Below are 20,638 nucleotides of genomic sequence, written 5' to 3'. Positions count from 1 at the left end.
ATACAGCGTGTCAATGGTGTGTAAGATTTTCTGACAGTAATTTTCGATCACGCATACTTTGGAGTGCCATCAAAACGCCATATTTGACATGGGAGTAGGTTAATCCCCCTTGCATATAGCCGATATAAGGCGCACGGATAGGCGCATCTGCCGATAACTCTAAGCTACCACCTTGTATAAACGTACCTGCCGCCATGATGACAGGATGTTCATATCCCGGCATATCCCATGGTTCTGGAACTACATGGCTGTCTACCGCCGCAGCACGTTGAATTCCCTGCACGAAGGCAATTAAGTGATCCGGTCCATCAAAGGAAACCGCCTGAATCAAATCTGTACGAGGTTCATTCCACGCTGGTTTCGTCTCAAACCCGCAGCGCTGAAATACAGCTGCCGCAAAAATACTGCCTTTAAGGGCTTGTCCAACTGTATGCGGAGCCATGAACAGCCCTTGGTATAACCCGCGGGTAGTTCCTAACATTGCACCTACTTCGCCGCCGATACCAGGAGCTGTAAGACGGTACGCTGTAAGCTCTACTAGATCTCTGCGCCCACAGATGTATCCACCCGTCTCAGCAATTCCACCACCAGGATTTTTAATTAATGAACCCGCTACTAGATCCACTCCAACCTGTGGAGGCTCAAGCTCTTCAGTAAACTCACCATAGCAATTATCAACGAACACAATAACATCCGGTTTCAATGACTTCACTCTCGCTGTCATGTCACCTATTTCGGCTACTGTGAAGGAAGCACGCCAATCATAACCACGCGATCTTTGAATTCCAATTACTTTAGTCTTCTCATTGATAGAGAGAGTTACCTCTTCCCAATCAATCTTACCCTCTGCGGTAAGGGCAACCTCCCGATATGTAATTCCGAAGTCTGCGAGTGAGCCTGTCCCATCTCCTGCTTGGCCAATCACCTTGTGTAAGGTATCGTACGGACGACCTGTGATGTATAAAAGCTCGTCTCCTGGTCGCAGCACACCAAAGAGGGCTGTTGAAATGGTATGTGTTCCTGAAGCAAAATGCGGACGCACCAAAGCTGATTCCGCACCAAAAACGTCAGCATAGACAAGATCCAGCACTTCGCGTCCACGGTCGTTGTAAGCATACCCCGTTGAACCCGCAAAATGATAATCACTGACCTGATGACGTTGAAACGCTTCAATAACCTTCCATTGATTCTTATCGACAATTCGATCGAGGGCTTTGACTGCACCTTCAATTTCAACTTCTGCGGACTCTGCCGCTCCTAAAATATCTTCTGCAAAAACTGCCATTAGTTCTTATTCGCTCCTTACATTTACTTGCCATCATAATGACAGAAAGCGACAGTTGCCTGACGCTTTTTGTCATTAGCTATTATTTTATACCTATACTACAAGCATTTCCACTTTAGGGGAACAAAGAAGATTACGGTTGGTCCACAAAATCAGCAAGCATGTAACCCCATTTATCATAATCCTCTTTATTAAGACGGACGTTATAGATAACATCGTTCTCGTCATAGGTGGTTTCCAGAACCTCACCTACTCTGTAAAGCAGGGAAGAAATATCGCCACGGTCTCCAGGAATTCGAAAATTCAGCGTATCTCCGGCCAATTCATCAGAGATAATTTCGATAATCCGGGTTAAATCCTCAGGGTTAAACGCACTGATCTTCAAAAACCCTGTGCCGGTTGGCAGCATTTCCAGTTGCTCAGGCTCACATAGATCGATTTTATTAAAAAGCACTATTTGCGGTTTGCTGGCTGCCCCTAAGTCCTGCAAAATAGTTTGCACAATCTCCATCTGCTCCTCACGCATTGGAGATGAGGCATCCACTACATGCAACACCAGATTGGCCTCATTGACTTCCTCCAGCGTTGCGCGGAAAGATGCCACAAGATCATGCGGAAGATTCTGAATGAAGCCTACAGTATCCGTAAGCACTACCTCTTTGCCACCCGTTAGCTGAAGCACACGTGAAGTAGGGTCAAGCGTAGCAAACAATTGATTTTCAATATAAACATCCGCATCCGTAAGCTGCTTAAGCAGCGTCGATTTACCAGCATTTGTGTAGCCGACTAGAGCAACCTGCACTGCCCCTGCCTTACGACGGCGTTCACGGTGCAACTCACGGGTCTTAACTACCTCATCCAACTGGCGTTTCAACTCCGTAATCCGATTGCGAATATGCCGGCGATCGGTCTCAAGCTTACTTTCACCTGGACCTCTGGTTCCTATCCCCCCGCCTAATCTGGATAAGTTTTTGCCTTGACCGGATAACCGCGGCAAAAGATAGGACAGCTGTGCCAGCTCTACTTGAATAATACCCTCTCTCGTTTTGGCCCGCCCAGCAAAAATATCCAAAATGAGCTGCGTCCGATCAATAATCTTCAGATCCAAAGACTCTTCAAGGTTCCGTACCTGCGCTCCAGATAATTCCTGATCAAAAATAGCCGTATTAGCTCCAAGACCATCAGCGGCCATGCGGAGCTCTTCTACCTTACCTTTCCCGATAAACCATTTTGAATCCGGTGTTTCCTTATTCTGACGCAACACATCCAGGACTTCAACACCTGCTGTTTCTGCTAACTGTACTAATTCCTGCAGAGAAAGCTCTGGGTCAATACCGGTACGTTTAATTTTATCTGTGACGAGAGTGACCAATATCGCCCGATCTTGAATATCCGTTTCTGTATCATGCGTAGTTATTGCCATTTATTCATGCTCCTTATGACGGTAATAGAATCTTTGTGTACCATTTAATCAGTTTTTCACTTCTTGCTGATGTTATACAGATGAAACTGTTCATTCACAGCACTTCAAAACATTTTATCATAAGTTTCATTGGTAATATAGGCTGATAATGGAACGGCTCCCCATGCTGTCAGCATTTTCATTATGATAATCTTCAATCTTTTATAAAAGATAAACCGACTAAGCACGTATAAACTTAGCCGGTGTCAATTTATTTAAGAGATTATACTCTCCCCTTTTGAATAATCATCGACCGGAAGAACAAGGTCTCTCGGTAAGATCTCCATCAAAGATTGCTTGGATATTTTGACATGTCTGCTTATTAATCTAACCGCTTGATGGCGAATTGCCTGCTCGAGGATATTGCGTACATACCGCGCATTACTAAAATTTTCTTCAATAATTTTCTCATTAAGGATTAACTCTTTTAGTTTCCCGTTTGTTTCCGGAGTAATTATATAGTCTCTTTCAGCTGCCATTTTATGTGCAATCAATATCAGTTCATCTGTTGTATAGTCCTGAAAATCAAGTTGAATTGGAAAACGTGAGGGAAGCCCGGTATTAGCCTCCATGAACATCTCCATTTCATTTGGATAACCCGCTAAGATAATGATGAGATCATCATTCCTGTCCTCCATAACCTTTACAAGACAGTCGATTGCCTCTTTCCCAAAATCCTTATCTCCGCCTCTAGCCAAGCTATAAGCCTCGTCAATGAATAATACGCCACCCATAGCTTTCTTAACAAGGTCTCTGGTCTTTTGAGCTGTATGCCCTATGTATTCCCCCACTAAATCCGCTCTCTCTACTTCGATTAATTGACCTTTACTTAATATGCCCATATTCTTTAACAGCTTGGCAACGATCCTTGCTACAGTTGTTTTTCCAGTCCCGGGGTTGCCTTTAAACAACATATGATAAACCTGATTAACTACATTTAACCCCAGTTCTTGTCTCATTTTTTCCACTTGGATAAGCGCATGAATTTCATATATAAGATCCTTCACCTTTTCAAGACCGATAAGCTCATGAAGCTCTTGCAGGATTTCTTTTGTAGATTCTAAATGATTATTTTGAGCCAGCGCGCTCTCCAATGTTTCATTCGTAATATTTGTTGGGTCTTGATTTTTGAAAGTTATATTCATTCTGGAATCATTAATGGTTATCTTTCTTAAATTTTCTTCACCCATTGTAATCACCTCGTTAGAGCATTATATGCAATAACTGAATGACATCATGCACTTGTTTTAAAGAATGGGGTTTCGACATTGGATTCCCTGCTATCTCTCGCATCTTCTACGATGGTACACGAGGATAGAATGACCGAAATACATAAAAGCCATAAGCAAACGCTTATTTTTTTATCATTTTACACTCCCATTATTTTTGATATACAAATAACAAATAGCCCCCAGTTAGAGTTTAATCCATTTGGGGGCTGGCTTTTCTAATCAAGTCTCTTCCGGAATAGGAGGCGTTATTAGAAGATTCTGATATTCGGGAACAATTACAGGAACAACTGCTGGATTTTCCATTTCGTATAGGCTAGAATTTCACGCGACTTATGCCTTGTCATCGACAGAACAGTGGATTCTGTAAGTCCCAGTTCAGGATTCACATAACCGAGCTCGTCCGCGATTTCGTGTGAACGCCATCCATGATATGTATGCGTAATAATAATTGCTGAAGACAATCCCTCACTTGTCATAATGGCTTTGCTATACAGAAGATTCTCGTAAGTGCTGGTAGCTTTATTTTCAACAGAAATGGCGCTATCCGGAACTCCATGAGCTACTAAATAATTGCGCATGCCTTGACCTTCGGTATATTTAAGATCAGGTTTATCCAAACCTCCAGAAACTATGAAATGCGAGAACATCCCCTCTTGATAAAGCTTAAGCCCGTAATCCAATCGTTCCTTCAATCCCGGGCTAGGTTCATCTCCCCACATCGACATGCCAAGAATGATCCCTGTATCGGCTTTGAGCATAGGATCTGTCGTTGCGGCTTTATTGATATTCCTCAATGCGTACGCACACCACAACAATCCAACTACAACAATAAGCATTAAAGCAATAAGCAACGTTCGTTTAGACCAAATCCGGCGTTTTTTGGGAACAATCCGAATCGGGGAAGAGTCTCTTCCATAAACGTACCATTCCATCTTTATTTCCTCCTGAATTCTCCATGATGAAATAATTCGGCACGATGTTTCAAAGAGAGAGAGAAATAAGGGAAAGCATGAGCATCGATGCCACGTAAAATAGTATGGGCAGTCTCCCAGGCTAGCTTATAATCGCTTTCTGAGATATCTTGCCTCTCCAGTGCTTCCTCCAGTTCATCCTCATCGAGCAAAAACACCTCGCCGTTCCAAAGTACTACCACGTCCAGATACAAATCGTCAAACCAAGGCACACCTTGGTCAGTGACGCCTTGCACCTTACAGGTGTCTATGTACCATTGAACAATATTTTGTTTTTCGTCGAACATAGCCGTCACAATATAGTGACTGTCTTTCGGAAAATATTGCAGCCAGGAATAACCTTTATCTGCAATACGATATGTATGTCGTCCATAGCTCTTCCACAGTGGTTCTTTCAGCCCGTAGATGGTATAAAGCGTAATATATCCGCTGAATTCCCGGCTCTCCACATAGCGGCAGGCAAAATGGCGACGCGTAATCCGGCGCCAGTTGGCCCGGTCTCCGAATTTACGTTTCATAGAAATTACCCTCTCCAGTATGGTCTATTCAGCTTAACACATTTAGAGGATACACTCAAAACATCCCGCAAAATACAAGAAATTTTTCTTCTAAACCTAACAAAAACGGCAGCCTAGCTTCGCTTTTTAAATAAAGCGAAGCTGGGCTGCCATGGATAAAGCTTATTATTTGAAATTCAAACTCGTTTATTGAGCGGAAGAATCTCCGTTCACAAACCCCGCCTCTGGATCAGGGTTTGTGGACACATTCCCGCTCTCATCGCCGGAACCTTCTCCACCGATAGTGGGTTCTGGAGTTGGAGTCGGCACTGGTGTTGGCGGTGGCGGGGTGATTTCAGGGATCGTCCCTGTACCTCCGTCATTTCCGCCACCCTCGTTGCCGCCTCCGTTATTGCCACCATTTCCATTCTCTCCGTTGTTGCCACCTTCCTCTGGGGTCGGGGTCGGAAGATTAGGATCTATGGTTGGTTCAGGGGTTGGCATTTCATCCTGCACGGATACACTAACCACATTGGATGGTTCGCTCTCCACTTTCAGCGCAGGGTCATAAGAAGTTACATAATACTCGTAAACCAAACCAGGCAGTGCACTAAAATCCCCTGCGCTGGTAGTCACTGTATTTAACAGTGAGCCAAACTCAGCTTCCGATGTCTCTCTACGATAAATACGATACTCAACTCCGGAAATAGGAACTGCCTCCCAATTGAGATTTACAGTCATCGTAGAAGGATCATATGCTGCTGATAGTCCAGTAACGGTCTGAGCTGTTTCTGGTGTTTCTGTAGGCTCAGGGGCAATCTCGTTATCGATCTGCGGGAAGGATTTCTTAGGAACATCCTTCAGCGCTTCCTCCATGACCTTACCCCAGAAAGCAGCGGCAAGCGGACTGCTGTTCTTAAGCAGATGCTTTTTACTTGGCTTGTCATAACCCATCCAGACTGCTGCTGTCCATTCCGGCGTGTAGCCTACAAACCACACATCACGGTTCGAGCTGATTCCAGAATATCCACTTTGCGTCGTACCGGTCTTACCGGCCACAGGACGGTCAATCCTAGCTTTTCTACCCGTACCGCTCTCCACGACCTTCTGCATCATCTCAGTCATTTGATAAGCCGTTTCCTTACTCATCACACGCTCAGGCGTTGTATTCGCTTTGTAGACCGTCTCACCACTGCTGTCAGAGATGGATTTAATGGAATAAGCCTCTCTTAGTTCGCCGCCATTTGCAAAAGCGCTGTAGGCTTGCGCCATTTCCAGCGTATTGGTTCCTTTGCTCATGCCTCCAAGAGCCAGCGAGAGGTTCTTATCCTCGTCTTCCAATCCAATGCCTAGTTTCTTGGCAAATTTAAATCCGGTATTCACACCAATTTCATTGAGCAGCCAAACAGCAGGAATATTCTCTGATTTCTGAATGGCATCACTCATGTTGATGCTCTTAGAATATCCGTGCAGGTTGGTTGGACAATAGTTCGCGAAACATTGCTTCTCATTGCTTAGCGTTGAATTCATGGTGAATTTCCCAGATTCCAGCGCTGGAGCATAAGAGACAATTGGTTTGAAAGCAGAACCTGGAGAACGACGGCTGCCAGTTACACGACTGTAGCCTTTTTTCTCATAATTCCGTCCGCCAAGGAGTGCGACAATGCTGCCATTCTCCTGATTCACAATCGTCATTGAGCCTTGTACCAGCTCTTCATCTACACTCTTTTCAAAATTATCACTATCTGCAAAAGCATCTTCAACCGTTTCTTGAGCATGCTTATCCATGGTAGTGTAAATTTTGTATCCGCCGATATTCAGATCATCTTCTGACAATCCAAATTTTTCTTCCGCCTCATCTACTGCAAAATCAATAAATGCTTGATAACGCTGTTTCTTTTCTGGCGGCTTATAGTTATAATCTACGGCTTTTGCTTCGTCTCTTTCCTGCTCCGTTATGTACCCTTGCTCATACATAAGCTGAAGCACTACTGCGCGCCGTTCCTTCGAAAGATCTGGGTTACGCAGCGGGTTGTAACGAGACGGGCCTTTTGGCATTGCCGCCAATGTCGCGATTTCCCAGACCTTAAGCTGACTCAAATCACTTTTACCAAAATATCTTACTGATGCTGCTTTAATTCCGTAAATTGTACCCCCGAAGTTAATCCGGTTCAGATACATCGTAATGATCTCTTCTTTAGATTTCTGATTCTCAAGGGCTACGGCAATAGACACTTCAGTTGCTTTACGGAAAAACGTCTTGTCCCGTGTCAGGAAGATGTTTTTGGCGAGCTGTTGAGTAATGGTACTACCGCCCTCTACCATACTTCGTGCGGCGATATCCTTTACTGCTGCCCGGCCAATCGACCATAAATCCACACCAGAATGTTCGAAGAAACGTTTATCCTCTGTGGCTACAAAAGCATTAACCAATAACGGTGGAATTTCTTCATACTCTACTGGATCACTTTTCTCCAGTGATAATTCGCCGATTAAATTAGCATTGCGGTCATATACCTTAGTAGTTTCATTCACTGTTAGCTTATCTTGGTTCTCAAGCAGAAGCTTTTGACCATTTAGCATAATGAACAGATATCCACCTAATGCACAAAAAATGGCTAATGCCGTAGCGAAGAACAAGCTCCACAGCACACGCTTCTTCGTCAAAAATTTCTTTTTCTTTTTTGGTTTTGATTTTGGTTTTGATTTGGAACTGGACGATCCTCTATCTCTATTGTGATTCGTCCTGGATGTATCGTCTCTAGACATAATGCCTCCTGACTCCCTTTCGGAAATAAACATAAATGGTCTGCCATGAATGAAAAGAACAACCTTCACAGGTTGCTCTCTCACACTCTATTCAAACGATTTATAAACAAGAAAGGTTTCAATTCATTTTTGATAAATATTATTCTTCACTACTGCTGTCTTGCATCAGTGATACACTACGCTGTGGTGTGAACGTGGAAATTGCGTGTTTATACACCATTTGCTGGCGTCCATCACTGTCAATGACGATTGTAAAATTGTCGAATGCTTTAATTATTCCCCGGATTTGAAAACCGTTGGTCAGATATACCGTAGCAGGGATATTTTCTTTGCGTAGTTGGTTCAAGAATGTATCTTGGATGTTAATGGACTTGTTCATATGACGTACCCCCAATGGTTCAATTAGATTGTTCAGAAGTATATTCAAGACCTGAGAGAAACTTTCCTGCTATTATACCACGTATTTTTGAGAAATTCTCAGAAAAGTTTTGTTCACCTTCGACATCGATCCACTCGATTTCCTTCATGTGGCGAAACCATGACAACTGTCTTTTGGCGAATCGGCGAGTATCGCGTTTAAGCAGTATCACAGCTTCTTCCAGCGTCAGTTCTCCCGCCAGGTAAGCGGCAATTTCCTTGTAACCCAATCCCTGCATGGACACAAGGCTTCTGCTGTAACCGTTATCCAGCAGTCCCTTCACCTCAGCAACGAGACCATCCGCCAGCATGCTATCAATTCGGTCCTCAATACGTTTATATAGTATTTTCCGGTCCATTGTCAAACCTATGAGACATAAGTCATAGGGTGATTCCTTCTTTTGAGCAGCATGAGAAGCGGAAAGGGTAGTGTTTGTCTGGTGTTGAATTTCCAGTGCACGGATAATTCTGCGACGGTCGTTAGGATGAAGTTTGGCTGCGCTGACTGGATCAACCGCCTCGAGTCTGGCATGCAGTGCAAGCGCTCCATATTCTTCCGCAAATTGATCCTGCTCTTTACGGAAAGCTTCATCAGCCACTGCTTCCGAGAACTGAAAGCCGTAACATAAAGACTCAATATACAGTCCAGTCCCCCCTACGATAAAGGGAAGCTTCCCTCTAGCGCTTATCTCCTCGATAAGTCTAGTGCCCTGCTCTTGAAATTCAGCGGCAGAATACGCATCCTGCGGATCATGAATATCGATCAGGTGATGGGGAATTCCCTTCATTTCAGCGGGTGTAATCTTAGCTGTACCAATATCCATACCACAATAAACCTGCATCGAATCGCCGGAAATAATCTCAGCGTTATAAGCTGCTGCCAGCTCCAGACTTAACCGGGTTTTGCCTACGGCAGTTGGTCCTAACAGCACTAGAACCTTATGCCTTTCTTTAGTTGTCAATGTGTATCACCCCGTACGATGTTTTGGAGTTGCTTCGGAGCAGCTCAGTAAACCCTAGGCGTTCAAATTCGCCACTCAAAGCCTTTTCTTTTAAAAGAACAGTCTTACGGGCGACCCTAACCGCCTCTGCTACACTCTCTGTCGATAAGGCTGCACGGTTAGCGAATTGCCGCAGCGGGGAAATCGAGGCAGAACCCGTCAGAGGCACGCGAAACATAGGATCGAAGTAGACAATATCCACACTTCGATCTGGTTGAGACCGTAAATAATCCAAATGTTCACTATGCACGACATTAACTCTGCGTAAAGCCTCATTGACCTTTACTTGCCCAGAGGTGTAATGAGACATCCCTTCACTGAGCAGTGCGTACAGCGGTAATGAGCTCTCCAAAGCGGTAACCTCCGAGGACTCACCACCATGCACAGCAAACAGTAAGGAGTCGGCTCCTAATCCGGCTGTACAATCCAATACGCTATCTCCGGGAAGCATTCGAGCAGCAACAAGCATCGGCTCGATCTCACCCTTTAGGATTCGTTTAGCGCGAACGAAGCCCATGCTTGGATGAAACTCCATAGGCTCCATTCCTAAGCGGTGTAGTCGAACAGCGTCCTGAGATAGAATCAGAATATCCTCATCTCCGTAATGTTCAACCATCCTTGTAATTGAGAGTTTCTCACGTGAAGCATAACTACAACCCGTTCTCTCCGCAAGGCTTTGCGCGCGTTCTACTATTTCCATTATCGGGCTATACCCCGTAGTTATAATCATGGTGCCTCCAGTCTTGCTCTCAACAAATTTCAAAAAATGTATAATTACATAACCCGCTTGAACAATTTCTCTAAATCATAGGATGAAAAAGAGATCACAATCGGCCGTCCATGTGGGCAAGTATACGGTTGCTTGCACTCTGCAAGTCGGGATAACAGAGCTTCCACTTCCTGTTCTGTTAGTTTATGGTTGGCCTTAATCGAGGCTTTACATGAACACAGAATCGATGACTTTTCTCGTAGCTTCGCAAGATCAATCATACGCTCACTTAAGACCCACTCCGCCATTTCTTCAACGACCGCCTTCTCATCCCCTTCAGGAAACCAATAGGGCAAGGAACGAACGAGAAAGGTCTGTCCGCCAAAGTGCTCAAGGTATACCCCGGCCTGCTGAAACCAATGTAGACGTTCACTAAGCTGGCGACTTTCAGAAGGCGTGAACTCCAGCGTAATCGGCAGTAGCAGCTCCTGTGAGGCATCCTCCGGCCGACCAAATTTCTCATAGAAGTATTCGTAATTAATTCGTTCATGTGCCGCATGCTGATCGATTAAATAAAGCCCTCCATCATTCTGAGCAATAATATACGTCCCATGATGCTGACCTATATAATTAAGCTCAGGAAAGGCCGGAAGTCCAGGCTCTTCTTGTTGTGGTGGAGCCCATAGCTTCTCAACCGAAAGGAGCTGCTTCTGCGACATTGAGGTTTCTTGCGGGCGATAGCTATTGGAATAACTAGTATTCGCACTAGTTTGGCGCCCCTGCGAAGATGAAGACGGATAGCCTGACCCGTAAGCTGGAGCCACCTCGCGAGCCACCTGATGATCCGCCTGACCTTCCTTGCTAAAATCACGGGAATTACGGTCAAGGCTCGATGACTGTAGTCCACTTAAGAAGTTGGCAGATCCCGTGGGAGCTGTATCCTTCACATCACCAGTCGAAGATGACGGTGGAACGGCCCCTTTGGAAAAAGCAAATTGCTCCTGGATAAAGGAGCTGCTGCCCTTGGGTCCGATTGTTTCCTTGCTTGGACGTGGAATCAGACTTTGCCCCAGCAGTATTTTGCGGATCTCCTGCTCAACAAAGGTGTAAAGCTCATTCTCTTTACTAAATCGAACCTCCAGTTTTGCTGGATGTACATTGACATCTACCAAAGAGGGGTGCATATCCAGTTCAAGAACTAATAGCGGATAACGGTTAATCGGAAGCAAGGTATGATAAGCGCGCATGATTGCTGCGTTCAGACCATTACTGCGAATATAACGGCCACCGACAATAGTAGTGATTGCATTTCGATTGGAACGAGTCCATTCTGGACGACTAATATATCCGGAAATCCGGTAATCCAAGTCTTCTGCCGTAATCGGCAGCATTGCTTTGGCGGCATTGGTTCCGTAAACAGCTGCGATGACCTGCAGCAGATCACCATTTCCGAGCGTATGCAGCAGCTGATTGCCATTATGATGCAAGGTAAAAGAGATCCCCGGATGAGCGAGCGCCATGCGGTACATGGCATCTGAGATATGGCCCAGCTCCGTCTGAATACTCTTCATATATTTCAGCCTTGCCGGCGTATTAAAAAATAATTCACGAACGGCAAGATCACTTCCCCGGCCGGAAGGAGCGTCCTCATTTCGTATGAGATTGCCACCCTCAATGTCTACTAGGCGCCCTTTGCCGTCATCGGCAGTTGCAGTTAGAAGCGATACCTTGGATACCGCGGCAATACTGGGAAGTGCCTCTCCGCGGAAGCCTAAGCTTGTGATTTGAAATAGATCACGGCCATTCAGAATTTTACTTGTAGCATGCCGGTAAAAGGCGGTCTCACAATCTTCAGGATCAATCCCAGAGCCATTATCTTTAACGCGGATGCTCTGCAAGCCCCCCTCTTCTACCGATACCTCAATTCTTGTACTGCCAGCGTCAATCGCATTCTCGACAAGCTCCTTTACAACAGAAGCTGGCCGCTCTACTACTTCACCCGCAGCAATCTGGTTGGCAATATGCTCGTCCAATATATGAATTTTGGCCATTTCATTCACCTCTTATTTAGGCAATCAATTATTATAAAATCTTTATTGCAGATCCTTAACCTTCATCTTCAGCTCGTTCAACAGACTCATCGCCTGCAGCGGCGTCATATTCATAAGATCAGCGTCACGCACAGAAGAAATGAACTCTTTTAGCGCGGGATTCTCATGGATTTCAGTTACCGCTACTTGATGTGCACTACCTTTGCGGTTCTTGCGTGGTTCTTCCTCACCAAAGATAGACAACTGAACAACCTCATTTTCTACAGGTGCCTCAGTGATGACACTTACGGCTTGCGCCACGGAAGATGTGCTAGCAACTTCTCTTACAGCCGCCTGTCTTTCGAGGCTTCCCCCGTAATGAAGTTCAGTACCACCAGGATGGGCTGCCTGCTCAATGCTCTGTAAGAGACCATAAGCTCGGTCAATAATCCCTTCAGGAAGACCCGCAAGACGTGCACAATAGATCCCATAGCTGCTGTCAGCCGCTCCAGGAACTAGCTTGCGCAGGAAGTTTACTTTATCGCCGCTCTCTTGAACAGCCATAGAGTAATTCCGAAGTCCTTTAAGACTCCCTTCCAAATGAGCCAATTCATGAAAATGCGTCGAAACTAGAGCTTTGCAAGAAATAACATCATGTACATATTCAATAACCGCCTGAGCGATGGCCATACCTTCACTGGTCGAGGTACCTCTTCCCAGCTCATCAATAATAATCAAGCTGCGAGCTGTTGCTTTCTCTGTCATAACCTGGATGTCAGCCATTTCCACCATAAATGTACTTTGACCACCGATCAAATCATCAGCTGCTCCAATACGAGTAAAGATCCGGTCTATAAGCGGAACTTCAGCACTGTTTGCTGGAACAAAACATCCAATCTGAGCCATGATGCAGATCAGCGCCACCTGACGCATGTAGGTGCTTTTGCCCGCCATATTAGGACCTGTAATTAGAAGAATGTTACCTGCTTCCTTACTCAGCGTGCTTCCATTTGCAATAAACGCGGAATCTTTAAGCACCGCCTCCACAACGGGATGACGGCCCCCTTCAAGCCGAAGATCATAACCATCCGAAAGGACTGGCTTCACAAAACGATGTTCGGCACTAACTGCCGCCAAGCATTGATACACATCAATCTCGGCAACCTTTTCTGCAAGATTTTGCAGGCGGGGGATTTGCCCGCTGATGCGATCACGCAGCTCGGTAAAGAGGCTGTATTCCAAATCCGTCATTTTATCCTGAGCTTCAAGAATTAGTGCTTCCTTCTCTTTAAGCTCAGGTGTGACAAAACGCTCTGCGTTAGCAAGCGTCTGTTTGCGTTCATAACGTCCTTCCGGCAATGCAGCCAGATTGGATTTGGTGATCTCTATGAAATAACCGAAGATTTTGTTATAGCCGATCTTCAGTGACTTAATGCCAGTGGCCTGTCTTTCCTTAGCCTCCAGTTCAGCGATCCAACGTTTACCGTTACTGCTAGCTTCCCTAAGCTCGTCCAAACGTTCATGATAACCGGAACGGATAATTCCACCGTCGCGCACAGACACCGGGGCATCCTCGACGATTGCACGGTCAATGTCCTCTCGCAGCTCGGCGCATTCATCCATGCTTGCACCGATCTCTCGTAAAGTAGCTGAACCGGAGGTCATACATAATTCCTTCAATGCAGGAATTTGCGCCAGCGATAATTTCAGGGCATTCATATCACGGCCATTGGCGCTGCCAAAAGCAATACGACCCACCAACCGCTCCAAATCATAAATTTCTTTAAGCGCTAAACGCAGGTCCTCGCGAACGATAAACTGATTGTACAAATAATCGACAGCCTCTAGGCGCCGTTCGATCGGAGCTCGCTGCAATAGCGGCTTATCAATTCTACGGCGCAACAGACGGGCGCCCATCGACGTTTCCGTTCGATCCAGCAGCCAGAGCAAGGATCCTTTTTTGGAGCGTTCGCGAACCGTTTCGGTTAGTTCAAGGTTCCGGCGTGTAAATGGATCTAGAATCATATAATTGCCTGGTTCATAAGGAGAGATCTGACTAAGCTGCCCTAGCGAACGCCGCTGGGTCTCATTCAGATAAGAGATCAGAAGCGCCAGACATTGTCCACGTTCCTTCTCTAGACGTACCCATGCCGCTTCACCGAACTGACGACGTGCCAGCTCCTCCTCGCGTTTCTCCCAAGGGGTGTAAACTACAGGTTTGGCTAACAGCGGCGTTTCGCTTCGCAGAATCTCCAACAGTGCAGCGTCTCCGATGATCTCAGCCGGTTCATAGATGCCAATCTCATCACGCAGCCATTCGGCTCCAGATAATACCGAAGTAACATATAGCTCACCAGTTGTTAAATCGCAGGCAGCTAATGCCATCATTCCGTCACTTTCGGTAACGCAAACGAGGTAGTTGTTGCTCTTGTCAGCAATGATTTTTCCATCCATCACGGTTCCTGGTGTCACGACGCGTACAATATCCCGCTTCACCATGCCTTTCGTGACTGAAGCATCCTCTAACTGCTCACAAATGGCGACTTTATATCCTTTTTCTATCAGGCGTTGAATATATCCCTCGGCGGCGTGGTAAGGCACTCCACACATAGGGATTTTCTCCTCGCCCCCGCCTTCGCGGCCTGTCAACGTAATCTCAAGCTCCTTGGAAGCCAAAATGGCATCTTCAAAGAACATTTCATAGAAATCGCCCAGTCTAAAAAATAGGAAGGCATCCTTAGCCCCTTCCTTTACCTTTAAATATTGCTCTATCATCGGCGTATATTGTGCCATGGTCAACCTCCATGCCTATTTAATGCTGTCCCCCATTATAACAGAAAATTGGTGGACAAAGTTACCCTGAAACCTCACATTAGTACAACGAAAGACTAGAATACTTATCAGACAAACACTTACAGGAGGTATATTCTTCTGCTTTTAAATATTGTAAAATATTAACACAGAGCATCAGCCCATATGAAAATCAAAGGAGAATACAATATGATACGAAAGCTAACGAAGGATGATCAAGAGCTGCTGATGGCATTGCTGCGGAAAGAGCCGGCGCTTAATTTATTTATCATTGGCGATGTGGAGAATTTTGGGTTTGAACAGGATTTCATGGATTTGTGGGGAGAGATTGATCCAGCTGACGGGCGGATAAAAGCCGTTCTGCTGCGCTTCTATAGAAGCTACCTTCCTTATGCAGATGGCCCTTTTGATGTCGAGGGGTTCGCTGAGATTATCCGAAAGGATAATGACATGCATATGATCTCCGGAGCCTCAGAGGTGGTGAAGGCTTTTGACGGGGAAATTAATTTCAAACAAGTAAAACAGCTGTATTTTGCTGAATTAAAAGATATGAACAATAAAATAAGTGAGTCCTTCTCTGCAGCTGAGCCTATCAAAAAAGCTACAGTTCAGGATGTAGAAGCGATTTGCGCACTCACCGATACCATTGAAGAATTTGAAAGCAGCCGGAATGGTTCAAGAACCAGCCTGCGTAAAACGCTGGAAAGCAACACCGGCCGCACGTATTATATGGAACGGGAAGATAAGGTCATTGTCACAGCTTCAACTTCAGCGGAAAATTCCATGTCAGCGATGATTGTCGGGGTTGCCACACATCAAGCATTCAGAGAGCAAGGCCTTGCTTCGCGCGTAATGGCACAGCTATGTGCAGACCTGCTTCATGAAGGAAAGTCATTATGCCTCTTTTATGACAACCCACATGCCGGAGTTATTTATAAACGACTTGGCTTTCAAGATATCGGTTCATGGACCATCGTTAACATGTAGACCAAATAGTAAAATATCACACTTTTACTTTGCTGCACCATAACTCACGTATATCACGCGACTCATCCCACGTCCGCTCAGCGGCAATATATTCGAATAAAGGCTCGATATAGGGGGCGGCAATCTCGTAGCCGCCTAGGGAACGCAGCTGCGCCAGCAATGGGGGGATTGCGGCGCGCAGCGGAGGTTTATCGCCGCTGTAGTAGGCGATATGCAGGTCTTCCCGGTCGAGCGGGCGTTGCGTCAGGTCCTCATAATGGCTCACGATTAGGTGGGCCAAATAGACCGCGCCTTTAGCGATGACCGGGGATACCAGGAAGCTCGGCAAGGTCCGGTACTCGAAGCCGCCATGCGGCTGAGTCCGGAAATCGCCGAGCACGCCGTATCGGGGACGACGCGCCCCTGCGCGGACGTCTTCGAGCAGAAGCATGGGCAGCGCGAGATAGTTATCGAGCGCGCGCAGCAGCGGCGCCGTCAGCGTCACGCCGCTGAAGTGCAGATGGCCGCCGAGGGCCCAGCCCGTCAGCGGCATGCCTCCCGCCCGCCAGCGCAGCGAGCGGTCGGCGATGAGCCGGTCCGCCAGCGCCGCGGCGGACATCAGCTGCGCCAGCAGTGCGCGCGGTTCCCCGCGCGGCTGAGGGCGCAGCTCGGCGACCGGGAACGCGCCGCGCGTTCCCGGAGGTCCGGCGTCGCAGCCTGCGACGCCGTCCGTGGGCAGGTACCGCGACGCAGGCACGACGCGGCCGGTGGATTCCCGGAGGATGATGAACTCCGGGTCCATACCCATCAGCAAGCCGCTGCGGCCCGGCTGCTCCAGAGCCAGCTTTCGTTCCAGCGCTAACGCTGCGGAACGATAAGGCTCGGGCAATCGTTGCCCGGAGGTCTTTACTAGTGGAGTGACTCCCTCCACCACATACCTCCGGTTCCCCATTGCCCTCAGCAGTACCTCACCGCTATCCAGCCCCAAGCTGTACAGCGTGCGGACAGCAATCCGCTGGAGCAATTTCATCACCCCGCGAAGCTCTCCCCGCACTCGGCCTCCCGTGGTATTGCTCTCGGCATTAGCAAAGCTCACAGCTTCGCTATAATTATCGGTGGCCGCACGCATTCCAAGACCCGCTCCAAGCAAAGAGATGTGGAGCACAGTCAAATGATAAACCAATATCTTATAACACTGCCTGTGCCCCTTCTCAGTAGCGTGTAAAGCATATGTATCGACAAAACGTTTTACAGATGGCGTCAGCGTTGCTTCAACTCCGCTTCTAAGCAATCTAGACTCTCTCTCTGCCACAGACAATTCTGAATACACCTTAAGACCTTCATTCATACTCTTTAGCGCCTCCATCCGAGCGTGAACCTTTTTTCATCCTAAAAATAAATAAAAAAAAGGAGGGCATTCGCCCTCTACGCCGCCGCACTCCCTACATATAATGGACCATAACCCATTGATACTCAGTTAACGGCGGCGTATCCTTCCTTACAGCTCATCATCCAGATTGTCAGGGTCCAGATCATCGTAATCGAAGCTATCACCTTCAAAATCATAATCCTTGTCTTCTGGATCATCACTTTGCTCAGTGACATACACACGGACTTTGGTCTCAGCCACCAACTCCACTTCGAATTCGCGCTCTACGCGAAGTGTCACACTGCCTCCGCCTGGCGATACGCCCGCTTCTACACAGTTGGGTTCCTGCGTTGCCTCCGCAGAGACCTCAACTGTTGAAGTGCGGTGTCTCGTGTCCAGGTAGGAAAGCGGGATGAGCTCCACATAAGAGACTGTTTCCTTTGCTACCTCGGTCTGCTTGTTCTTGTCGTACGAGTACCAGATGTTTACATCATAAGTACCAATTACTTCGATTCCGTTCCCGGCGGCAACCGCTTCGTATTGGTGGTTGATAATCCAAGCCCCCAAAATACTAGTCGGATGATGTGGCGGAGTCACGGTATGGGTTGCTGTAGAGAACTTACGACCTTTGCCGCAAATTGCCTTCGTAATGATCTCCCTTGTTTGACGTTTATGGCTTAATGACATCTTTGAACCTCCTCCATACAATCATTCACTATCAAGTGTATGCAGGTTCTAGGCATTTGTTGATTGTTAGACTATAAATAAATTTGAGTAAGCCCTCAAGAAGGCTTTTTCAGGAGACTCATAGTTCATTTTATTTCAAAATTTGTACATATATGAGTAGATTCCAAAAATGGTCCAACCTGTTCCAGAGCCATTCCTGACCCCTAAAAAAACCTTAAAACACCAGCTATTGCGGAATTACCCGCACAATTCCAAGCGATCTATGTTTGCTTAAGTCAATAAAATCCTCATCAATATTCACCAGTGGCCGCAAAGGGTCTGTAGCAAGAATCATAACAATTTTTCCTTTTCGCCCATCTGTCAATTCCACTTCGTTCCCTAGCATTGACTGCATTAACTTATTAATAAACACTCTGCAAATATAAGGGTCGAGCTTACCGAACACACTCTCCTCCATTTGCAGTAATACTTCGTATAAAGGAGCCGCTTTGCGATAAAAACGGTCGGAGGTCATCGCGTGAAACACATCAGCCACAGCAACGATTTTACTGAAATCAGTAATCCGGTTCCCAAGCACACCAAATGGATAACCACTGCCGTCCATTCTTTCATGATGCTGTAAGGCTACTAGCGCTTGGGTATGGTTTGTGCCTACCGTATCCCTGATCATCTCATACCCAAAGGTCGTATGCTTTTTCATCAGCTGAAACTCTTCGTCGGATAATGGACCGGGCTTGGTTAATATGTCATCCGGGATTCTCATTTTGCCGATATCATGAAGAGTCGCTGCAATGGTCAACATGCTCAAATCCTCAGACTTTAGCTTCAGCCATTTGCCTAGCAAGGTAGATATTATGCCCACGGCTACATTATGTCTGTATGTATAATCATCTTTGGTCTGCAAAGCAGCCAATACTCCGTAGAAGTCATTCTTTTCGCTTACCTGCTGGATAAACGGAATCACTTCATTTCTAACTTCCAGCATAGGAATTCTTTTATTTTTGTTATGACGAATCTGTTCAAAAATATTCTCAATCGCAGCTGTACAATCATCAATTGCAAGCTGGAAAAATTCCGCGCTATCCAGCTGGACGACGTCATGAGATTCCAGAGTGATCTTATGTTGTCGAATTAATCTAATATGTTCAGCACTCAATAAAGTCAATGCGGGTAAAACAAATACTCCTTTGTCATTAAAGAGGTTAGCTACAAGTTGTTTTCCGATAAATGATTCCATATCTTTGTCCATACGCCTCACCTGCCAATGCGGAAAATTCGTATATGAATTTCCTGCTTGAATTTGAACTCACCCTATAATTGTTAATCCCTTTCGGAGATCAACTTTTAGTTCATACATATTTTATCGTGATTTCAGGGGCGAATGTTAATACTTCACTTTATTAAAGCCTAATTTTAAGCTTTTTTCCGGGTGAGCAAACGTTTCTCAGGCTTATAGCTGACCGGTATTTTATGGCGTTTCGCAATTTTCAAATAAAGTGCCAATTCTCTGCAAAGCTGCAGAATCGCTGATCGCACTTCGAATTCCTCACGTGTCTCCGGCAAATCCATGCTTTCAAATTCTTGTTCAAGCTCTTCCAGCAAATGTTCCGTGCGGCCTGTATATTCTTCAGCCAAAACATCTCCGCTAAGCTGGTCGAACAATTCAGCTACCATCTCTCCATGCGGTAAATGGCGATATACTTGAGAAATCAGCTGCATCATGCTTTGAATCGATTCCAGCTGCTCCTTACGCATATAGAAATAGACATTCCAAGCTTCATCAGGATGAATCACATGATTCTCCATCTCACGAGTAGCGGCAGTCAGTCCCCGCTGCACTGCATTATCCGCATCAATTAATTCTTTGCCATCCCACATATACGCAGGTTCACGCAAAGTACGGGCCATCTGAGTAAAAATAACTGAAAAGTATCGATCCACTTCCTTGCGGATTCCATAAATAACTCCCCCGGTCTGTGGCATGTAAATCAAGTTAACCACCCCCGCTGAACCGAGACCTATGGCCAGAAGCTCTACTTGCTGCAACAACACATGAAGCGATAACTCAGCTTGTCCAAAAACACGAAACACAATAACAGAGCTAGTGACAATCCCTTCCTTGTAGCCAGACTTCACAATCATCGGAAAGCCAACCAGAACGTATAGTCCAAGCACCCAGTAATGAAATCCTAATATCCAAAATAAAATACACCCAAAAAAGAGTCCCACGAGCGAGGCCAAAAAACGCGCCGTTATCGTCCGGAAACTCCTTTTCAAGGTAACCTCCACACCCAAAATGGCTAAAAGCCCTGCACTTTGTGCATTGGGTATGCCTACTGCAGACGCGAGAAGAACGGACATTAACGTCGCAGCAGCTGTTTTAATCACACGAAATCCCATAACCCTATCTCTCCTTAAAAGCACTAACTGTT

General features: G+C 46.1%; 16 protein-coding genes. 1 reads left to right on the top strand and 15 read right to left on the bottom strand.

Annotated elements, in window-relative coordinates:
- Positions 1-10: 10 nt before the first annotated feature.
- From MKY63_RS24165 to mutS, 11 genes are all read right to left on the bottom strand, one after another.
- Positions 11-1,285: a methionine gamma-lyase family protein gene (locus MKY63_RS24165; RefSeq protein ID WP_036687732.1), complete on the bottom strand. Its 1,275-nt coding sequence runs from the start codon at positions 1,283-1,285 to the stop codon at positions 11-13.
- A 133-nt stretch (positions 1,286-1,418) separates the two neighbouring features.
- Positions 1,419-2,708 (bottom strand): GTPase HflX, encoded by a 1,290-nt coding sequence (gene hflX / locus MKY63_RS24160; RefSeq protein WP_036687733.1) that lies wholly within the window; start codon positions 2,706-2,708, stop codon positions 1,419-1,421.
- 254 nt (positions 2,709-2,962) lie between these two features.
- Complete coding sequence (locus tag MKY63_RS24155) at positions 2,963-3,937, bottom strand: AAA family ATPase (protein WP_076098759.1); 975 nt, start codon at positions 3,935-3,937, stop codon at positions 2,963-2,965.
- Between the two features lie 317 nt (positions 3,938-4,254).
- Positions 4,255-4,911, bottom strand: coding sequence for a YdcF family protein (locus MKY63_RS24150; RefSeq protein ID WP_036687738.1), 657 nt, complete (start codon positions 4,909-4,911; stop codon positions 4,255-4,257).
- A 2-nt stretch (positions 4,912-4,913) separates the two neighbouring features.
- Positions 4,914-5,468: a DUF402 domain-containing protein gene (locus tag MKY63_RS24145; RefSeq protein WP_036687739.1), complete on the bottom strand. Its 555-nt coding sequence runs from the start codon at positions 5,466-5,468 to the stop codon at positions 4,914-4,916.
- 186 nt (positions 5,469-5,654) lie between these two features.
- Entirely contained in the window at positions 5,655-8,216 is a 2,562-nt protein-coding gene (locus tag MKY63_RS24140; protein ID WP_036687740.1) for a PBP1A family penicillin-binding protein, read from the bottom strand.
- A gap of 139 nt (positions 8,217-8,355) precedes the next feature.
- Positions 8,356-8,595: an RNA chaperone Hfq gene (gene hfq / locus MKY63_RS24135; protein ID WP_036687741.1), complete on the bottom strand. Its 240-nt coding sequence runs from the start codon at positions 8,593-8,595 to the stop codon at positions 8,356-8,358.
- A gap of 19 nt (positions 8,596-8,614) precedes the next feature.
- Positions 8,615-9,595 carry a tRNA (adenosine(37)-N6)-dimethylallyltransferase MiaA gene (gene miaA, locus MKY63_RS24130; RefSeq protein WP_063829841.1) on the bottom strand — a complete coding sequence of 327 codons (981 nt, stop codon included), beginning with the start codon at positions 9,593-9,595 and terminating at the stop codon, positions 8,615-8,617.
- Positions 9,585-10,364: a class I SAM-dependent methyltransferase gene (locus MKY63_RS24125; protein WP_036687743.1), complete on the bottom strand. Its 780-nt coding sequence runs from the start codon at positions 10,362-10,364 to the stop codon at positions 9,585-9,587. The genes miaA and MKY63_RS24125 overlap by 11 nt, the downstream gene beginning before the upstream one ends.
- A 44-nt stretch (positions 10,365-10,408) precedes the next feature.
- Positions 10,409-12,394, bottom strand: coding sequence for a DNA mismatch repair endonuclease MutL (gene mutL, locus MKY63_RS24120; protein WP_076213474.1), 1,986 nt, complete (start codon positions 12,392-12,394; stop codon positions 10,409-10,411).
- Positions 12,395-12,436: 42 nt separating this feature from the next.
- A complete protein-coding gene (gene mutS, locus MKY63_RS24115; protein ID WP_076213472.1) occupies positions 12,437-15,166 on the bottom strand; it encodes a DNA mismatch repair protein MutS in 2,730 nt (909 codons plus the stop codon).
- Positions 15,167-15,373: 207 nt separating this feature from the next.
- On the opposite strand from mutS, the gene MKY63_RS24110 reads away from it, so the two are divergent.
- A complete protein-coding gene (locus MKY63_RS24110; RefSeq protein WP_076213470.1) occupies positions 15,374-16,171 on the top strand; it encodes a GNAT family N-acetyltransferase in 798 nt (265 codons plus the stop codon).
- Positions 16,172-16,187: 16 nt separating this feature from the next.
- On the opposite strand, the gene MKY63_RS24105 is transcribed toward MKY63_RS24110, so the two are convergent.
- The 4 genes from MKY63_RS24105 to MKY63_RS24090 all read right to left on the bottom strand — a co-directional run bounded on the left by MKY63_RS24105 (position 16,188) and on the right by MKY63_RS24090 (position 20,606).
- Positions 16,188-17,498 (bottom strand): hypothetical protein, encoded by a 1,311-nt coding sequence (locus MKY63_RS24105; protein ID WP_179086364.1) that lies wholly within the window; start codon positions 17,496-17,498, stop codon positions 16,188-16,190.
- 150 nt (positions 17,499-17,648) lie between these two features.
- Positions 17,649-18,206, bottom strand: a complete 558-nt coding sequence (locus MKY63_RS24100; RefSeq protein WP_036687755.1) for an outer spore coat protein CotE — start codon at positions 18,204-18,206, stop codon at positions 17,649-17,651.
- Positions 18,207-18,432: 226 nt separating this feature from the next.
- A complete protein-coding gene (locus MKY63_RS24095) occupies positions 18,433-19,455 on the bottom strand; it encodes an HD-GYP domain-containing protein (protein ID WP_051491532.1) in 1,023 nt (340 codons plus the stop codon).
- 164 nt (positions 19,456-19,619) lie between these two features.
- Positions 19,620-20,606, bottom strand: a complete 987-nt coding sequence (locus tag MKY63_RS24090; RefSeq protein WP_036687757.1) for an aromatic acid exporter family protein — start codon at positions 20,604-20,606, stop codon at positions 19,620-19,622.
- Positions 20,607-20,638 lie beyond the last annotated feature (32 nt).

It is taken from the genome of Paenibacillus sp. FSL R7-0189 (assembly GCF_037969925.1).
Lineage (GTDB): Bacteria > Bacillota > Bacilli > Paenibacillales > Paenibacillaceae > Paenibacillus_AQ > Paenibacillus_AQ odorifer.
Note: the sequence above shows the minus strand (reverse complement) of the source record. Positions and strands in the feature narration are given on the sequence as shown.